Genomic DNA, 17,665 nt, shown 5'->3' with positions numbered 1-17,665 from the left:
CTCCCCGGAGAGTGGATTTAAACGATTTTATCAGTCTCCGGGGTGCATAAACGAAAAGGCCCGGCTTTTGACCGGGCCTTCACAGTTGGAGACGCGAAACTACGCCCAGTGGCAAACACGGTGGCCGTGGTGAAAATGGCAAACACGGTGACGATGATGCTGCGCTTCGGCTGCGCTGAAGGTGCCAGCGAAAAGGACGAGAGCGAAGAGAGAGAGCAATGTACGCTTCATCTAAAAAATTCTCCAATCAGGGCGATCGATGTGAATTCGTCGCTGCCCATCATCCTATGAGAAGCAAAGCTGAGTAAAAGAGTTTTCTGAATTAAAAATCTATTGGGGATCAGGCTAGAGTCGCGGCACGTCAGAATCGCCTAAATTCACCAGGAGATCGTCGTTTTCAATCTTTACCGGCATGACATCCACCCGGGCCCGCTCCGGCGGCTCCGCAATCCCGGTAACAGTATTGAAAGCCCACGAGTGCCAGGGACACACCACGGCCTCCCCCTCAATCCAGCCCGCACCAAGTGGCCCGCGACGATGCGGACACCAGTTATCCAGCGCCGCCAACCGGCCATCGACGTTGGCCAGGCAGATCGCTACCCCCTCCGCCTCAGCCTCCATGACACTTCCCGGCTCAGGAATCTCCTTCACCCCGCACAACCGAACCCAGTGGGACACACGCTCTCCTCCGGCTTACTTTAGCCTTCGCTCATTTTCTTTTACCCATGAGATGCTGGACAAGATCAGGAGAACCATGCCGAACCGTCCGCCCAAGCCGCAGATCCGACCGAATTTCACCAACAGCGCCCCCCCTGAAGTCGTCGATCCGCGATGGATTCTGCAGGCACTCGGCGTGGTGATCGCCTTCGCCATACTCTGCGCCTATCTCACCGTATGCGGTCTCTTTTCCTATGGCCAGTGGCAACTCGTGCTCCAGCCCTCACGAGCCATCACCCAAACCCCAAAGGACCTCAACCTCGCCTTCACGGAAGTCCACTTCGGCGTGGACGCCAGCGGCCAGCCCCAGCTCGACGGCTGGTGGATTCCCGGCGACGTACCCTCCTACCCGACTGTGATCATGCTCCATAGCGGCCAGGGCTCCATGAGCGATGCTCTGCCGGAGGCTCGCACTCTCCACGATGCCCAGCTCAACGTCCTGCTCTTCGACTACCGCGGCTTTGGCCGGAGCGGCGGCAAACACCCCACGGAAGTCTTGATGGAGGGCGACGCTGAATCGGCCCTGAGCTACGTGACAGGCCTGCGCGGCATCCCCAACAGCTCCGTTATCGCCTACGGCAGCGGCGCTGGCGCCTCTCTGGCAGCCAAGCTCTGCACAGACCACAAAGAGATCGCCGCCCTGATTCTCCAGAACCCCGACGGCGACTTCGAAACCCGCGTCCGGCAGGACTCCCGCTCGAGGATGGTCCCCATCAGCCTGCTCTTCCACGAGCGCTTCCCTCTGGCCGATCGTCTGCGCAGCCTCGCTACCCCCAAACTCTTAATCTCCTCCACGACCGGCCCGATCCCGGCCAACCTGTCGAGTGCCGCCAACCCGAAACTGACCGTCGAGCTCGCCCCCGGTCAGGACCAAGCAGCCCTTCACGGTTCTCTCCGGCGCTTTCTGGATACCTACGTACCCCAGAAACCCTAGGACCTGCCATCGGATGACTCTTGGAGTGAAATCGATTGCAGTTGGATGACAGTCCCAAGGCAGACAAAGCCTCCCTTGGCGCGCTCTCTGCGAAACCTTTGCGTTAAAGCTTTTGTCTTTTACTACTTATGTCTAAAAGGCGTGAAGGCCGCCGATGTTCTGGCGACCTTACAGAGGGGTGGGGAGGGTTGTGCGGATAGGGGATGCCGGGAACCGTGGGGACTGCTGGGCCGGCTGTTGCATTGTGTTACATCCAATAAGACGTAAGTTTTTGGAAAAAGTTTTCCACTTTCCATATATTTTCTCGAAGTACCTCAAGAAAAGTAAAAGAGCAGACCGAAGACATCCGGCCTGCTCTTCTTTTTACAATCTAAGCTGTTCCCTATAAGCAACTTACGCAAAGTTAAGGAAAGATGCCGGATTAACCTTTGCTCCAGGGAAGACCGCTTCCATATTCCGCGATCCCAGAGTTTTATAGGCAGCCTCACCCAGAACATTCCGAAAATCAGTTGTCACGGTGAGATCGCGTCCCTCATTGAGCTGCTCATTGGAGAGCCCCGGCCATCTGCCGTAGACCTTGCCGCCCTTTACCGTGCCGCCGAGAACGAACATCACATTCGCGTGGCCATGGTCGGTTCCGCCGGTGCCGTTCTGCCGGGCCGTACGGCCGAACTCGGACATCGTAACCAGCGTGACGTTCTCGGAGTCGTTCCCCATATCCTTCCAGAAGGCCGCAATCGTCTCGGAGAACTCCTTCAGCCGATTGGAGAGCTGACCGGTCGCTCCCCCCTGATTCTGGTGCGTGTCCCAGCCGCCGATGTCGGAGAACGCCGCCTCCACCCCAAGATTCGCCTTGAGCAACTGAGCGACCTGCTTCAGGCTGTTGCCAAACGCCGTGTTGGGATAGGTAACTCCCGCCGCCGGCTGATAGTGGGCCGGATCGGCCGACTTGAGCATCTTGACGGCCTCAAACGTCTCCTCGCCCGTGCCGTGCAGCACAGCATCCGAGCTCTCGTCATACATCGCCTGGAAGGCATTCGAGATCGGAGAAGTCTGCGGCCCACGGCCCGCGACCGAGAAGTCAGCCAGATTGGCGACGGCAATGGCCGGAACCTTGCCCTGCAGGGTCCGGGGAACCTGGGTTCCCAGCGCGACGGCGCGGAAGGCGGAAGGCTTGCCCGCCAGCTTCTCGTCCTGGAGCGCACGGTTCAGCCAGCCATCCTGCGTCACCTTGACGCCCGGCGTGCCCGACTCCATATAGTCCTGCGCATCGAAGTGCGACCGCGTGGTGTCCGGCGATCCTGCAGCGTGGACGATCGCCAGATGCCCCTGATCGTAGAGAGGCTTGAACGCCGCCATCGAAGGATGCAGGCCAAAGAACCCGTTGAGGTCGATCACCTCGTTCTGCTTGATCGCGATCGTGGGGCGCATCGCGTAGTAGTTCTTCTCCGCATGGGGCACTACGACGTTCAGACCATCGCAGGCACCGCGCTGGAAGATCACAACCAGCTTCTTCTTGTTGGCGGCAGCGGTGGTCATCTCCGCATAGATGGACCGCGTGAGAAAGCTCGGAATGACCGAGGTACCCACCAGGGCCAGGGCTCCTCCGCGCATGAATCCACGCCGCGTGACAGTGTTGCGCCGCGGAAGATCGCGCCCATGCATATCGCAACCCCAATCGCTTGAATCGGTATAGATCGTCCTGGTCGACATGAAAACTCCTCGATTGCCTGGAAGCGCCGTCCCTGACGCAACTTCCCTTGCTGGTAGTAACTCTACTCCCCGACGAAAGTTGCCTGGAAGTGCAGAGCCCTACGTGAATTTCAGACACAGCTGTATCTCGATACACCCATGCATCTTCTGCGCCAACGTGACATTATCTCCGCTGAAAGTCAGGAGAGCCCAACAACAATCCCGCCATGGTCGCGAGCGGCGTCGCCGGCTGGCCAGCCTGCAGCCCCGGCCCCTGGCCCTGCTGCTTCTTGCCGCCAATCCGCACCAGGGAAGCTCCCATGTCATCCGCCGCATTCGCCTTCATCGCAAAGTTCTGCTGAGCCGTCTGCTGCGTATCCGGATTCGTAAACTGCTCCATCACCGTCCCACGAGTCCGTGGAGTCGCCGGCTGGCCCAGCAACAACGATTCCAGCTGCAACTCCGTAGCCGAGTCAGGCGCCGTGACCATCGGAGACTCTTCCGCATCTCCCAGCAGATGCGGCCAATCCGGATGGGCTCCCTGAACATGGCCGCCGCTCAACACCAGCGCAAAGTTCATGCGCGAGACCAGAGCATTACTGCTGACCCAGTGATCGGCCTTCCACGAGTAGCCGTTCGGAGTCTGCATCCCGTAGATCGGCATCCCCAGCTGATTCATCGCCTGTACCGCCACCGCCGGATTGACCAGGTTTGCATCGCTGGCCCGCAGCGCCGAAGCCATGAACTCGATCGGCGTCTTCACCTTTGCGCGATAGACCGACGGAGCCCAGAACTCAGGCGAGTGGAACATCGTGCTCAGCACCGCCTTGATATCGCCATCCGTCTTGAGGAACGTCGCAGCCATGCGATTGACCAGCGCCGGGGAGGGCGTATCGCTGACGAAGCGCACCGCCAACTGGGTTGAAACAAATCGTGCCGTCGCCGGGCTCGTAGCCAGAATGTGCAACACCTGAAGCCCCTCGTTCACGCCCCCTTCAGGGATCATCTGCCCGAGAACGGTCTTCGGTCCTGGCTCATGGCGCCTGGCGTCAAAGACAAAGCTGCCGCTGCCGCCCTGATAGGGCCGGTCGATCGTCCAGCCGGTAAAGCACTTGGCGACCTCGATCACGTCCTGCTGGGTATAGCCGCCGTTCACGCCGAGCGTGTGCAGCTCCATCAGCTCGCGTCCGTAGTTTTCATTCAGGCCCTTCGCAGCAGCCTTGGCGATCTTCGAGTCAGGAGCGACCTCGCTGATCCTCTTGCTTCGCTCCGCCGCCTTCGAATCCGGCCCGACACTCTGGGCATTGTCCAAATACAGCAGCATCGCCGGGCTCTTGGCATTGGCCACGAGCAGGTCCTCGAACTTGCCCAACGCATTCGGCAGAACGGAATCACGCTCATAAGAAGCCAGAAGGTACGGCTCGATCTGGTTCTTCCCCACATAGACGCTGAAGTGGTTCAGCCAGAAGTCCACCATCACAGCCTGCAACTGCCGCTCCGAATAAACATCGCGCAGCAGCCGCTCCTGCAGGGCCTCGGCGATCACCATGCGCTCCGGCCTCTGCATGGAGGCCACATCCTCCCGCTGCTCAGGCGAGAGATCCTTCAACAACGCACCTTGCTGGCGCGGCTTAAGGCCCCTACGGAAACCGATCATCTCCTCGGGAGACATCGCAACGAGCTTTGCAAAACGCTGCTCCGGCTGGAGTGCCAGCACAGCCTCTACCTCGTCGTCGGACATCGGTGTGCCGCTGAACTTGCGCTTGCCGTTAGCCTTGGTCTTCGGCGCCGTACCGTCCGCCGTCATTGCGTTGTCGATCGAAGCGCCATCCATCTTTGCAGGAGCGTTTTTCTGCATCTGCATCGCGTCGCCCATGCTATCGCCTGCATCATTAGCCTTCACTTCGCCGGTCTTGGCAGCAGCCTTATCGTCGCCTTTGCCCGCCACGGTATCGTAGTACGCGATGGCGTCCGCATAGATCGCATGCTCCACAGGATCGGCAGGCAGAGGATCATGGTTGCGGGCCATCTCGCGCACGGTCTGCGGCATCGGATAGCGGCTCATCAACTCTTCCTGCGAGAGCTTCAACGCGGGAAACTGGTCCAGCCGCGCCTCAAAGCCCGAATCGTCGATGTTCTCAGGATGAAGCTGATGCTGAAACCAGGCTTCCATGCCCATCTTGTTCACGGCCTGCTCATCCCCGGGCCGCGGACCGAAGGTCAGGCGATTGAGCGCATGAAGAGTCTTCTGCTGGTGCGTGAGCGGTGTCTTCTGAACGGAAGCTGGCAGCGTAACCTTCTCCGAAGTCGTCGTCGGCACCGCGGCAACCGCCGGCGGCACAGCCATCAAAACGCAAAGTACAGCAACGGTAGCGGCCTTACCCGCTTCTACTACAGGACCCAAAGACTTCAATGACGTCGTCATGACGAAGTTCTCCTGAGATGTGTCTTATGCCACCTTCTTAGACCCCGACTCAAATCAGCAGTTGTGGAATGGAATGTTAAAAATAGACCAACGTGCTGGCGCTGACCTTGGCCGTAGCTTTTGTCTTTGTTTTTCTTGTTGTCATTCCCGCAGGGAATCCGCTTCCAGCTCGAACAGGCAAGGCGCATGCACAGACAGATCTGTGGTGGTACGAACAAACAACAGATTCCCTGCGGGAATGACAACCAAAAAAGCAAAGGCAAAAACAACGCCAGCAATCTTCGCCGTCTAGATATCCTAAAACGCCGCCAGATCGCTCATCGCCTGGAACAGGTGCTCCGGCTGCGGCAGAATCACATCTTCCAGCAGCGGCTGATAGGCCACAAACGTATCCATCGATCCCACCCGTCGCACCGGCGCATCCAGATCGTGGAACAGCTCATCGCCAATCCGCGCGGCGATCTCCGCCCCGTAGCCCCAGCTCAGCATGTCCTCATGCGCCACAATCACCTTGCTGGTCTTGCGCACCGAGGTCGCAATCGCCTCCCAGTCATAGGGACTGAGACTGCGCAGATCGATCACCTCGACGTCGACGCCCTTCTCGCGCTGCATCCGCTGGGCAGCCTGCAAAGCCCGTGGCACCACCGCGCCGTAGGTAATCACGGTGAGGTCCTTGCCTTCCTTCACAGTCTTCGCCTTGCCGAACGGAATCGTATAGTTCGGTCCCGGATACGCCGACCGCCCAAAGGTCTCGCGATACAGACGCTTATGCTCGAGGAACAGCACAGGGTCGTCGCAGCGAATCGCCGTGCGCAGCAACCCGATCGCATCGAGCGCATTCGACGGCATGATCACCCGCACACCCGGAGTATGCGTAAAGATGCTCTCACCCGACTGCGAGTGATAAATCGATCCACCCGTGAGATAGCCGCCAATCGGAACACGCATCACCAGCGGGCAGGAGAACTGCCCGTTCGAGCGCCAGCGCATCACGGAAAGCTCATTGCGCATCTGGTGCATCGCCGGCCAGATGTAGTCGAAGAACTGAATCTCGACCACCGGCTTCATTCCGCGCACCGCCATGCCGATCGCGCGACCGGTAATGTTGGCCTCGGCCAGCGGAGAGTTCCACGCACGGTCGTTGCCGAACTCTTTCTGCAGTCCCGCCGTCACCTTGAAGACGCCGCCCTTGCCCTTCAGTTTTCCGGCGCGCAGCTCCTTGTCGCGCGTCGCATCGGCAACGTCCTCGCCGAAGATGACGATGCGCTCATCGCGGCGCATCTCGTCCTGCAGGCAGGCGTTGATGAGGTCGAGCATCGTGCGTTCGTTGGAATCGGCTGTCGGCTCTGCTCCACGCTCAAGGCTCTCAGTCGTCGGATCAAAATCTTCCGAGTACACATGCCGCAGGATCGTATCCGGCTGCGGAAGCACCGCCGCAAGCGCGCGGTCGGAGGCATGCTGCACCTCTTCGTCTACCTTGCGCTCCAGTTCATTGATTCCCTGCGCATCGAGGATGCCCTCGCGTAACAGCCACATCTGCATCCGCGAAATCGGATCGCGTAGCGCGTCGGCCTGCAACTCTTCTTCACTGCGATATTGCCGCTCGTCGTCGCTCAGCGAGTGCGAGTACGGCCGCACGACATGCCCATGCACCAGCGCAGGCCCCTTGCCCGACCGGCAGTACGCCACCGCTTCGACCATCGCCTGGTAGCTCGCGACGGCATCGGTGCCGTCCACTTCAGCAAAGTGAAAATTCGGAAAATTTGAGATCAGCCGCGAGATATTGCCGCCGGGAGTGTTCGCCTCGACCGGGGTAGAGATCGCGTATCCATTGTCCTCGACGACATACAGCACAGGCAGCTTGCTGTTGGAGGCCGTATTCAACGACTCCCAGAACTCGCCCTGGCTCGTCGAGCCCTCGCCGATCGATACATACACAACCTCGTCGGCGTGGAACTTCACATCCTTGAACTCGCGATAATCCCCATCTGCCTTCTTCGCAGCCTCGGGATGTTGCGTGAAGTAGCGCCCAGCCTCGGCGCAGCCGATAGCGTGCAGGCACTGCGTCGCAGTCGAAGAGGAAGGCGAAACAATATTCAGCTGCCGGCTCGTCCAATGCGAAGGCATCTGGCGTCCGCCGCTGGCGGGATCGTCCGCTGCGCCGACGGCCTGCAGCAGTTGATCCTCAACCGTATTGCCCAGCGCAAGGCAGAGGGCACGGTCGCGATAGTACGGAAAGAACCAGTCATAGCCCGGCTTCATAGCCAGGCCGGCAGCGACCAGCAGGGCCTCATGCCCGGCGCAGGAGATCTGAAAAAAGATCTTCTGCTGCCGTTTGAGCAGGATCTCACGGTCGTCCGTGCGCCGCGAGAGGTACATGAGCCGGTAGAACTCAATCAACTGCGCGGCGGAAAGACCTGCGGCGACAGGCTCACCTGCCGACGATACCGTGGCCTTACTGTTGGACATATTTTTCTGTATCAAAGCCCGTGTCTCCCCCGCTCCTATTCTTGCAAGATTCTACTCGTATCACGCCGTGGAAAGCGTTGGCTAGTGCGTTCTTCGGCTGGGTCGCTTCAAATATCCGGCCTCCGGTTCTCCCTCGAAACCCGTTCCTGGGGGACACAAACGAAAAGCATTGCATTCAAGGCGTTGTGCATCTGTTTTGCATCTATCTAACGATCCCAATGTTCCCGTATCCTCTTCACGAGACCCCTGAGCGAGATTGAACATGCCCCTTTCTAAATTTCTACCGTTTCGGACACTGGAAGACGGCTGGCACACCGACCTCCTGAGCTTTCTCCAGCGCGGCGTGCCCAAGATCCTGCTTGCCCTGATCATCGCGTTATGTTTCCAGCAGGTCGTCTCCTTCTTCGTGAAGCGCATGCGCAAACACGCGGACCGCCTGGTAGGAAACTCGCAAAGGGCAGCGCAACTGCGCACCGCCGCCGGGATTATTCGCGCGACCGCCTACAGCCTGCTGGGCTTCTATATCTTTATTCAGACCCTGGACGCGATCGGTTTCTCGCTCGCCCCCTTCATCGCCTCAGCCGGCGTCATCGGCCTGGGCATCAGCTTTGGCGCACAGTCCATCTTCAAGGACATGCTCACCGGCGTCTTCATCCTGATCGAAGATCAGTACAACATCGGCGACGTCGTAAAGGTTGCAGGCCTGCAGGGCACGGTCGAAAGCCTGACCTTGCGCTGCACCACGCTGCGCGATGGCGACGGCACCCTGTACATCGTTCCGAACAGCCAGATCGCAACCGTCTCCAACCTGTCACGCGACTTCTCCGTCGCAACGCTGACGGTCAGCGTCGATACGCAGGTAAACCCCGACCGGGTGATGGCGCTGCTGACAAAACTGGCTACCGACCTCAAGGCCGATGAGGCGTTCCACGACGTCATCATCGCCGATCCGCAGATCCTGGGCGTGGACAAGATCAATGGCCACGAAGTCCTCTACCCCATCAACCTGCGCGTCCGCGCCAACCAGCGCGATGGCGTGCTGCGCGAACTACGCCGCAGGGTACTCATCGCCTTCGACAAAGAGAACATTCCCTTCGGCACAGCCAGCAGCACACTGGTATTCCAGAAAGCCGATCCGACAGCACCGCCAGCAGCGGCATAGCTATTCCTGAGGTCTTAGGTCGTCGAAGAAAGATGGCCTAATTCTTCGACGAACCAACGACTCACCACACAAAGAATCAAACTCTAGTCGTTGTATTCCTAAGCTCCTCAACACTCTGTATCGGCGGCAAACACGTATTGCCCTTGCAGACGACCGCAAAACTACCCTCCACCTGCGGCAGATTCGGCAGTGTCTCGGCCAGCGCCGCGGGAAGCTCGTGGAACCGCGAGCGATCCAGGCGAATCACGCTTTTATTCACCGCAAACCCTGCGACCGCCGCAGCCTCAAGCTCACGCGCCCTGGCATCGTCCCCAACAACACAAATCTGCACCGAAGACTCAACGGCCCGGCGCAGCGCAAGCCCATAGCTGGCGGCATACAAGCCGAAATGCTCAACGACTCCGGCGAAGGCCTCCAGCGTCTCCTGCGCACGCTCGCCGTAATCGCTGTGATTCGTCAGAGCAGCCAGCCTCAGTAGCAATGTCACGGCCACAGAGTTCCCTGCCGGTGTCGGCGCATCTTGCAGCGGCTTGCGCCGAGTGCTCAAAGCCCCGATGGGCTGGGGGGCACCTTCCATCCGTTCGGTATCGAAGAAGCCACCACCGGCCGCATCGTAAAACCGCACCAGCATCACATCCGCTATCGCCTGGGCAGCCGTAAAGTAGCGCAGTTCGCCCGTAGACTCCCAGGCATCGAGCACGGCATTCGCGAGAAAACCATAGTCCTCAAGTACCCCCGCAACCCGCGCCGCCGATCCGCCTTCGCCATAGGCAACCACATGCGCCAGTCCCTCGACAGGGTCCCACGCAACATTCAGCACTCGGTCCAGCGAACGTAACGCAAACGAGCGCACCTCGGGCAGATCGAGCACACGCGCAGCTTCGAAGTAAGCCGCAAGACACATGCCGTTCCAACCCGTGTAGATCGTCTTGTCGACGTACGGCGTCTTGCGCTGAAGCCGTGCGGCATAGAGCTTTCCTGTCGCCGCGGCAAGCGTCTCGTTCACCTCATCCAGCGCGCGATTCAACTTGCGCGCAATGGCTTCAACAGGCTCCCCCAGATGCAGAACGTTCTTCTGGGGATTGTGGTGCATATCCCCAACATCGCGCAGATTGAAGTACAGCTCCGCGACCGCGAACTCCTCCGCCGTCAGCACGGCCTTCGCCTCGGCGCGAGTCCAGGTGAAGTAGTCACCGTCATCGTCCAATGAATCGTCGGCATCCTGCGAGGCGTAGAAGCCTCCCTGCTCGCGGTCGCTCAACCACTCATCCATCCAGCGCAGAATATCTTTGGCAACCCGCGCAAACTCCGGCTCGCCAAAGCTCTGGAAGGCATGCACGTAGTTCTTCAACAGCTCGCTGTTGTCGTAGGCCATCTTCTCGAAGTGCGGCACGATCCAGCGCTCATCCACCGAGTAGCGATGGAACCCACCCGCGAGCTGATCGTGAATCCCGCCAGCAGCCATCTTCTGAAGCGTTACCGTTGCCACATGGCGGGCCTGCTCCGCCAACTCTCCACCACGCGAAGCCGCATCGATCAAAAGATCGATCGCACCCGAGTTCGGAAACTTCGGCTGCGATCCAAAACCGCCATTCTTCTGATCGAACTGCGAGACCGTCAAAGCGACGAGCTTGTCCAGCAGCGGCGCTCCCGGATTCCCCGCAGGTACGGAGAAGCTCTCATTCTCCTCGATGGCCAGCATCACACCACCGGCCGACTCCTCGACTTCATCGCGGCGATTCTGAAACACATCCGCCATCGTAAGCAGCACGCGCTGAAAACTCGGACGGCCATAGCGGTCGTCAGGTGGAAAATACGTTCCACCAAAGTACGGCTTGCCCTCAGGAGTAAGAAAAGCAGTCAGCGGCCACCCGCCCTGCCCACTGATGGTAGAGATCGCCGCCTGATAACGCGTGTCCACATCGGGACGTTCGTCGCGATCCACCTTTACGGCGATGAAGTGCTCATTGATGACCTCGGCAGTCGCGGCGTTCTCATAGCTCTCGCGGTCCATCACATGGCACCAGTGGCACCACACCGCGCCGATATCCAGCAGCACTGGCTTGTTCTCGCGCTCCGCCTTGGCGAAGGCCTCTGTGCCCCACTCGTGCCAGTCGATCGGTTGATGACGCGCCGAGCGCAAATAAGCCGAGGCAGCGCGGCCCAGCGAGTTCTCATGTTCAGTGCTCATTGCAAAACTCCAGTTCTCTTTCGACGATACCGCAGACTCTGAATCGATCAGATGCGCGAACGAGAAAAGGGCCGCAAGCAATATTCGCTTGCGGCCCTTTCCAGTGTGCTGAGTCTTTAGTTCGCGATGGCCTTTGCTTTGAAGGGGCGGGACTTCAGTCCCGCCGTCCCTGTACTGCTGCTGGTGTGGCTTTAGCCACAGAGGGAATGCTCGCTCGGCAAGAACCTCTCCACGCTAACAGACTGCGGAAAGCCACGATAACAAGAGAGCCCTAATCTTTAGGGCCAAGGGCCCGTTTCATCCCAGCCTGGGGTGGAGCGCTGCAGCGAGCGGTTTTTAGCTCGCTGCAAGCGTAGCCCCAGGTATCGGATCAACAGGAAAGCAGAGGACTGTAAGACCGACTTATCTCAGTATCTACACACGAGATAAGTCGGTCTTACAGCCCTCTGCTTCTTCCCTGCAATTGAATGGGGCTACCTGGAGCTGTTTTCCTGCCCTACCTACTGCACGGGCGGAGGTGTGGCGTTGAGCGGCTTCGGAGTCTCCGGAGCCTTCGGCGCGGTCAGCCCTGGAATGATCGGAGCCATGGCAATCGTGCCGGAGGCCGCAGCCTCGATGCTGATGCCGTAACGGTCCAGCGTGCTCGAAAGCAACTGTAGCAAAGCCGCGCGGTCCTTCGCATACGCCCCCGTCGAAGAGATCAGCGTGTTCTCCGCGGTCGCCAGGCTTCTTCCCTGCTGCAACACGTTGGCGGTCGTCGAAGCGCCAAGCTTGTACTTCTTCTGCTCGGCCTCGTAGCTCTGCGCCGCATAGTCGCGCGACGCCTGCGCCGCCGATACCTGCGCCCGATCGTTGGTCAGAGCGTACTGTCCATTGATGATCTGGATCCGGATCTGCGTATAGAGCTGCTGCAAACGCATCTGCGACTGGCGATACTCCATCTGCGACCGCGCCTGGTCCGCCTGCGCCGTACGGTTCCGGAGCGGGATCGAGATGCTCAGGCCAACACCCCGGTCCGGCGAGCTGTTGTTGAACGTGTGCCCCAGGACCGAGCCGTAACCAACCGTTGGAACGCCCTCGCCCAGGGCGGCGCAAGTCTGCGCCGGTGAGTTCGGATCAAGGCTAAAACCACAGACCTCAGCCGGATTCTGAGATCCTCCCAGCGCGCTGCCCCCATAGAAGGCGTACGCATCGACCACAGGCAGCAGGCCGTTCTTCTCCGCCTTGATGGTGATCGCGTTGTTCTTCATGTTCAACACCGCCTGCTCGATCTGCGGATTGTTCACATAAGCCTGGCGGACCAGGTCCTCTACAGGCATATCTTCTTCCGGCAGACGATCCAGCCCGACGCGGTCGGTGGGAATCACCGGCGCAGTCGACAGTTGCGGGTCGTTCAGGTTGCGGGCAATCGCCTGCTTCATGATGAGTTGCTGGTATTCGAGATTCGTCTGGGCGGCAATCAGCGCCTGCTTGTCGCTGGCTACCGAGCTATCGGAGTTCACAACATCCAACGGAGCCAGCGTACCGATCTGAAGCTGCTTCCGGTTGTCCGAGGCCAGTTGCGTGGACTGCGTGAGCGCACGCTCCTTGGCCTGCTCATCTTCATACGCGCTCACCAGGCCCCAGTAGATGTTCTCCACCTGGTTGACCGTGTAGAGCAGTTGCTGCCGGAACGCGGAATCCGTAATCCGCCGATCGTTCTTGGCCTGGAGGATAAAGCGGCCATTGATGCCCGTCCCGAAGCCCTGCAACAGGTGTTGCGTCGCCTTTACCTGAAAGATTGTCTGGAGCTGTGGACTGTAGCTGCTGAACGTGCCGTTGGTCGTAACCCGGTTGTTATTGAAGGTCGCCTGCACCTGGGTGCCGGTCAGAAATCCCTGGGCATAGCCGAAGTTGTAGGTCGCCGTATTCGAATTCAGCGAGGCAGCTCCGGCGAGTAGTGGGCTCGATTGCGCCGTATCTGCCGATTCATATTCGAGCGATCCCGTAAGGGTAGGGTCCAGCGCCTCGGGCGTCGGGCCGCTGCCGTTGGTGCTGAGCACGATTCCGTTCGCGCCCGCGCCGCCGCCGCCCGAACCGCTCGACGTGCCGCCCGGTCCACCGCCACCGGTGATGGTGGTCGTCGTTCCGCCCAGCGTGTTGGCTACCAGACCGGTCGAAACACCGCGCAGGGAGGAACCCGCCCTGGCGCGCAGCAGGTCCGTGTCCGCGATATCCAGGTTGATGCGCGCGATAGCGATATCGAAGTTGTTCTCCAGCGCCAGGGTCACGGCATCGCTCAGGCTCAGGTAGATCTTGCCGTTATGCAGCAGGTCATCCAGCTTCGACGTATTGCCGAGCCGGGGCGCCTCGTAGGTCGTCGACGTGTAATCCTTGAAAGGATTGGGGAAGAATGGCTTGCCCTTGCTGTAATTCGTAAAGGTCGGGCGCAGGTAGAGAGGCTCCGTCGCCCTTGGAGCAGGGGCTTGCGGCAATCCAGGATTACCCGTGGTGTCGTTCTGCACCGCTCGCGTAGGGGCAGGAGCCGTCGGACTGACTTGGGTCTGGTTGGATACTGTCGACGTCGCCTGCTGCGCTACCCCCTGCGGCAGTACGCTAACCAAAGTCATCGCGACACACGCTGTCGCCTGCAAATGCCTTAATTTCACGGTCCGATTCTCCAACACTTGGTTCTCTAGTGACTCAATGACCCAGACGATGCCGTAGATGTAGATACGGTAGCGGGAACCGCCTGGTTCCAGCCCCACAAGGTCTGTAATGGATTGCCGATTCAGTATATCGGAGCTAGGTTGAATGAGCCCCTCTAAGATGCATGGAAGATGCTTGGAACCAACAAGGGACACACTTATTTACAGGAATGATAGCTTTCGTTCAGGACGACATGAACCACTGGAAACTCACACTCAGCTATGACGGCACGCTCTTTCACGGCTGGCAGGTACAACCGGAGCTGCCAACCGTCCAGGGCTCGCTGGCCCTGGCGCTCAAATATGTCACCGGAGAGAGCGTCCTGCCGCAGGGCTCCGGCCGCACCGACTCCGGCGTCCACGCCCTGGCCCAGGTAACCTCGTTCGCCCTCGAAACTTCGATCCCCCCCGCCAACCTGCAGCGCGCCCTGAACCGCGCCCTGCCGCCGAGTATTCGCATCCTGACCGCCGAGCTGGTAGACGAGAGCTTTCATGCCCGGCACAGCGCGCGGCGCAAGACCTACGAGTACCGCATCTTCGAACGCCGGACAGCGGCGTCCCCCAGCGAACGCATCTGCTCCCCCTTCCTCGCACCCTACGCCTGGGACTGCCGCTGGCAACTGGCGATCGAACCCATGCAGGAGGCCTCGAAATATCTCTGCGGCACGCACGATTTCACCTCCTTCGCCGCCTCCGATCCCGAGCGCGGACTTCGCGAAGAAGAGAGCGATGACGCCAACGGAAAAGCCCATGGACCGAATCCGGTAAAGACCCTCCTGCAGGCAGGATGGGCCCATGAGGACGGCCTGCTCGTCTACCGCGTAACGGGCAGCGGATTCCTGCACCACATGGTGCGCAACATCGTGGGAACCCTCGCCGATGTTGGCCGCGGCAGCCTCGCCGTGGATGAGATCCCCCGCATCCTTGCAGCCCGAAACCGCACCGCCGCCGGTCCCACAGCGCCCGCATGTGGACTTTTTCTTCACTCCGTCGAATATGATCCGGTATAACGCAAAGCTGTCGATTCACCAGTAAGAAGCAGCAACTCTTGCCCAATCTGAATGGATGGAGAGCGCGAAGAATTGAGCTGCACCCCATTACGAATAAAGGAACCCTCATGAGTGCGGCTGACAATCTCCGCATCGCCAGCCTGGCGAGCAACCGCGCCGTACACGCCGCCTTTGCGTGGCTGCACCTCCATGAGCCGCAACTGCGGCGCTGGCAGATGGAGTCCATGGCCATCCCCGCCCCACCCTTTGGCGAGGCCAAACGCGCCGAGTGGTACAGCCATCAGTTCACAATGCTCGGCCTCTCCGGCACGCACATCGACAACGAAGGCAACGTCCTCGCCGAGTTGCACAATGGCGCGCCCGACGGCCCAGTCGTCCTGCTCTCCGCCCATCTCGATACCGTCTTTCCCGTCGGAACCGACTGCACGCCGCACGAGGACGAATCACGCATCCTCGGCCCCGGCGTCTGCGACAACGGAGCCGGACTCACTGCCCTCCTGGGCCTGATTGCGGCGATCCAATCAGCACAGATCAAACCCGCCTGCACTCTCCTCTTCGCGGCCAACGTCGGCGAAGAGGGCGAAGGCGACCTGCGCGGCATGCGCTATCTCTTCGGGCCATCGCCCTATGCAAAGCGCATTCGCACGGCCATCGCGCTCGAAGGCGGCGGCAATGGAACGGTCGTGGATCGCGCCCTGGGCAGCCGTCGTCTGCGTGTAACCATCACCGGCCCCGGCGGCCACTCCTGGGCCGACGCCGGCCGGCCCAATCCGATCCTCACCCTCAGCGCTGCCCTGCTCGCCATCGCGCGTCTTCCTCTGCCGCGCCAGCCGCGCACCACCATCAACTGCGGCACCATCAGTGGAGGCACCTCGGTCAACTCGATCCCACCCTCCGCAACCGCCGACCTCGATCTGCGCTCGATCTCCGCGCTGCAGCTCGACCACACGGAGATGGCGGTCCTCAAAACCCTGGAGGCCACCCTCAAAGCCGAGGGCTCCGATCAACTCCACCTTCACGTGGAACGCATCGGCAATCGCGCCGCCGGCGAGCTGCCCGAGAACGCCCCGCTCTCGCGCAGCCTGCGCGCGGTCGACCGCCACCTCCGCCTTCCAACCGAATCCCGCATCGGCTCGACCGACGCCAACCTGCCGCTCTCGCTCGGCGTTCCCGCGCTGGCCATCGGAGCCGGCGGCACCGGCGGCGGCATCCACACCCTCGACGAGTGGTACGACCCAACGGGCCGCGACCTCGCCCTGCGACGCGTGCTGCTGCTATTGCTCGATGCCAGCACGCTCGTAGCCTCAGAATCCATCTAAGCCCAAAAGCCCTAGCCTTTGCTTTTCTTGTTGTCATTCCCGAAGGGAATCTGCTTCTCGCTCCGTCAATGCCCAACCAGACAAAACGCTCGCACACCCTCACGGCCCACCTCCTGCTCATCGCCGTAACGCTCGTCTGGGGCGCGACCTTCCCTCTCGTCAAATCGGCCCTGCTCGACGTCTCCCCGCTGCTCTTCAACCTGCTGCGCATGACGCTCGCCTTCCTCATCCTGGCCGCGCTGAACGGACGCAGCCTGCGCGGCCTGAGCCGAAAGGACCTCCGCTTCGGAGCCGTCGCCGGGCTCTTCCTCGGCCTGGGATATCAGTTTCAAACCGCCGGTCTCGCACGCACCTCGGCCTCGAAGTCCGCCTTCATCACCGGCCTGGTCGTGGTCTTCGTTCCGCTGCTGGGCATGATCCCGCGCGTGCGGGCCGCAGGCGCAGTAAAGCCCGGCCTCTACACCTTCATCGGAGCCTTCGCGGCCTTTGCCGGTCTCGTCCTGCTCACCACACCGCCCGGCTCTGGCGCAGCGCTGCTCGTCGGGCTCGGCCTGGGAGAGTGGCTTACCCTGGCCTGCGCCGTAGCATTCGCCGCGCATCTGCTCACGCTAGCCCACGCCGCAACCAACGTCTCCGCCCGCCGCCTTGGAACGCTGCAGATCGGTTTCGCCGCCTTCGTCCTGTTGATCACACTCCCCCTCGGAGGACATCCGGCGTTCCACCTGACCTCCCGCGCAGTCCTCGCCCTGGCCGTTACGGCGATCCTCGCCACGGCGGCGGCCTTCACCATCCAGAGCTGGGCGCAGCAGCACCTCCCGGCCTCTCACACCGCCCTGATCTTCACCCTGGAGCCTGTCTTCGCCTGGCTGACATCGCTGATTTTCCTGCACGAACACCTCGGCGCACGAGCACTCTGCGGAGCGGCGCTGATCCTCGCGGGGATTTTGGCCGCCGAGTTTGGGCCAACTCTTCGCCAAAGCCGAGTATCCTAAGGGAAGCCGCTCTGTGTAAGGCCGCCCTGGCTCTGCAGCATCAGGACGACTTTTCAAGAGCAGGCAC

The 17,665-nt window shown here is 60.6% G+C and carries 12 protein-coding genes; 6 read left to right on the top strand and 6 right to left on the bottom strand.

The features are described 5' to 3' along the window. The first annotated feature begins 108 nt into the window (after positions 1 to 108). Positions 109 to 291 (top strand): hypothetical protein, encoded by a 183-nt coding sequence (locus ACIX8_RS25860; RefSeq protein WP_044176286.1) that lies wholly within the window; start codon positions 109 to 111, stop codon positions 289 to 291. 54 nt (positions 292 to 345) lie between these two features. Here the strand turns inward: ACIX8_RS25860 and ACIX8_RS06560 are convergent, their stop codons facing one another. Next, positions 346 to 678: a Rieske (2Fe-2S) protein gene (locus ACIX8_RS06560; protein WP_014264549.1), complete on the bottom strand. Its 333-nt coding sequence runs from the start codon at positions 676 to 678 to the stop codon at positions 346 to 348. Between the two features lie 76 nt (positions 679 to 754). Here ACIX8_RS06560 and ACIX8_RS06555 point away from each other — a divergent pair, with 76 nt between their 5' ends. Then, complete coding sequence (locus tag ACIX8_RS06555; RefSeq protein ID WP_014264548.1) at positions 755 to 1,651, top strand: alpha/beta hydrolase; 897 nt, start codon at positions 755 to 757, stop codon at positions 1,649 to 1,651. Positions 1,652 to 2,044: 393 nt separating this feature from the next. Here ACIX8_RS06555 and ACIX8_RS06550 read toward each other — a convergent pair whose 3' ends face one another. The 3 genes from ACIX8_RS06550 to ACIX8_RS06540 all read right to left on the bottom strand — a co-directional run bounded on the left by ACIX8_RS06550 (position 2,045) and on the right by ACIX8_RS06540 (position 8,237). Next, positions 2,045 to 3,364 (bottom strand): DUF1501 domain-containing protein, encoded by a 1,320-nt coding sequence (locus tag ACIX8_RS06550; protein WP_014264547.1) that lies wholly within the window; start codon positions 3,362 to 3,364, stop codon positions 2,045 to 2,047. Between the two features lie 163 nt (positions 3,365 to 3,527). After that, a complete protein-coding gene (locus ACIX8_RS06545; RefSeq protein ID WP_014264546.1) occupies positions 3,528 to 5,768 on the bottom strand; it encodes a DUF1800 domain-containing protein in 2,241 nt (746 codons plus the stop codon). A gap of 297 nt (positions 5,769 to 6,065) precedes the next feature. Further along, positions 6,066 to 8,237 (bottom strand): alpha-ketoacid dehydrogenase subunit alpha/beta, encoded by a 2,172-nt coding sequence (locus ACIX8_RS06540; RefSeq protein ID WP_014264545.1) that lies wholly within the window; start codon positions 8,235 to 8,237, stop codon positions 6,066 to 6,068. Between the two features lie 262 nt (positions 8,238 to 8,499). Here ACIX8_RS06540 and ACIX8_RS06535 point away from each other — a divergent pair, with 262 nt between their 5' ends. After that, entirely contained in the window at positions 8,500 to 9,399 is a 900-nt protein-coding gene (locus ACIX8_RS06535; protein ID WP_014264544.1) for a mechanosensitive ion channel family protein, read from the top strand. 76 nt (positions 9,400 to 9,475) lie between these two features. Here ACIX8_RS06535 and ACIX8_RS06530 read toward each other — a convergent pair whose 3' ends face one another. Together ACIX8_RS06530 and ACIX8_RS06525 are read right to left on the bottom strand one after the other, a co-directional pair. After that, positions 9,476 to 11,590, bottom strand: coding sequence for a thioredoxin domain-containing protein (locus tag ACIX8_RS06530; protein ID WP_014264543.1), 2,115 nt, complete (start codon positions 11,588 to 11,590; stop codon positions 9,476 to 9,478). Between the two features lie 500 nt (positions 11,591 to 12,090). Then, on the bottom strand, positions 12,091 to 14,238 hold the full coding sequence (locus ACIX8_RS06525) for a TolC family protein (protein ID WP_223295475.1): 2,148 nt from the start codon (positions 14,236 to 14,238) through the stop codon (positions 12,091 to 12,093). Between the two features lie 233 nt (positions 14,239 to 14,471). Between ACIX8_RS06525 and truA the strand changes: the two genes are divergently transcribed. The 3 genes from truA (at position 14,472) to ACIX8_RS06510 (ending at position 17,598) form a co-directional block, all read left to right on the top strand. After that, a complete protein-coding gene (gene truA, locus ACIX8_RS06520; protein ID WP_014264541.1) occupies positions 14,472 to 15,287 on the top strand; it encodes a tRNA pseudouridine(38-40) synthase TruA in 816 nt (271 codons plus the stop codon). A gap of 107 nt (positions 15,288 to 15,394) precedes the next feature. Beyond that, complete coding sequence (locus ACIX8_RS06515) at positions 15,395 to 16,606, top strand: M20/M25/M40 family metallo-hydrolase (RefSeq protein ID WP_014264540.1); 1,212 nt, start codon at positions 15,395 to 15,397, stop codon at positions 16,604 to 16,606. 68 nt (positions 16,607 to 16,674) lie between these two features. Further along, positions 16,675 to 17,598, top strand: a complete 924-nt coding sequence (locus ACIX8_RS06510; RefSeq protein WP_014264539.1) for a DMT family transporter — start codon at positions 16,675 to 16,677, stop codon at positions 17,596 to 17,598. Positions 17,599 to 17,665: the final 67 nt, after the last annotated feature.

The organism is Granulicella mallensis MP5ACTX8 (genome assembly GCF_000178955.2).
In the GTDB taxonomy this organism is placed as follows: domain Bacteria; phylum Acidobacteriota; class Terriglobia; order Terriglobales; family Acidobacteriaceae; genus Granulicella; species Granulicella mallensis.
Note: the sequence above shows the minus strand (reverse complement) of the source record. Positions and strands in the feature narration are given on the sequence as shown.